Below are 804 nucleotides of genomic sequence, written 5' to 3'. Positions count from 1 at the left end.
GGACGTCGAGCACGACCTGCGCGCCGTCGGGCAACGCGGCCTGCTCGGGCAGCGGCTGCACGCGCGCGGCCAGTTCGGCCGGCAAGTCGTGCACGAGCGTGCTGAGCAGCGCGCGCGTCGCACCGTGGCGCGGATCGCCGAACACGCGCCACACGGGGCCCGTTTCGACGACTTCGCCCTGTTCGATCACCGCAACCGTGTCGCACACCGCGCGGATCACTTCCATCTCGTGCGTGATCAGCACGATCGTCAGCCCGAGACGGCGGTTGATGTCGGCGAGCAGCGCGAGGATCGACTGCGTCGTCTCGGGATCGAGCGCCGACGTCGCCTCGTCGCACAGCAGCACCTCGGGATCGTGCACGAGCGCGCGGGCAATGCCGACGCGCTGCTTCTGCCCGCCCGACAGGCTCGCCGGATACGCGTCGCGCTTCGCGGCGAGCCCGACGAGTTCGAGCAGCGCCTCGACCTTGCGCACGCGCTCGGCCTTCGGCACGCCGGCGATCTTCAGCGGCAGCGCGACGTTCTCGAACACCGTCTTCGCGGACAGCAGGTTGAAATGCTGGAACACCATGCCGGTGCGGCGCCGCAGCGCGACGAGCCCGTCCTCGTCGAGCGCGCCGACGTCGACGCCCTGCACGCGCACGCGGCCCGAACTCGGCCGTTCGAGGCCGTTCACGAGCCGCAGCAGCGTCGACTTCCCGGCACCGCTGCGGCCGATGATCCCGAACACCTCGCCGCGCCGCACATCGAGCGTCACGTCGCGCAGCGCGGCGGCCTGGCCGCGCGGCGTCGCGAACACCTTGG

The 804-nt window shown here is 71.8% G+C and carries 1 protein-coding gene; it reads right to left on the bottom strand.

Going from position 1 to position 804, the window contains the following annotated elements:
• Positions 1-804 (bottom strand): ATP-binding cassette domain-containing protein (locus tag G3O06_RS48420; RefSeq protein ID WP_205820479.1); only part of this gene is annotated, 804 nt, incomplete at both ends.

It is taken from the genome of Burkholderia sp. Ac-20345 (assembly GCF_017104825.1).
Taxonomy (GTDB): Bacteria; Pseudomonadota; Gammaproteobacteria; order Burkholderiales; family Burkholderiaceae; genus Burkholderia; species Burkholderia lata_B.
The sequence above is the reverse complement of the archived record's forward strand: the minus strand, read 5'-3'. Positions and strand labels throughout refer to the sequence as shown.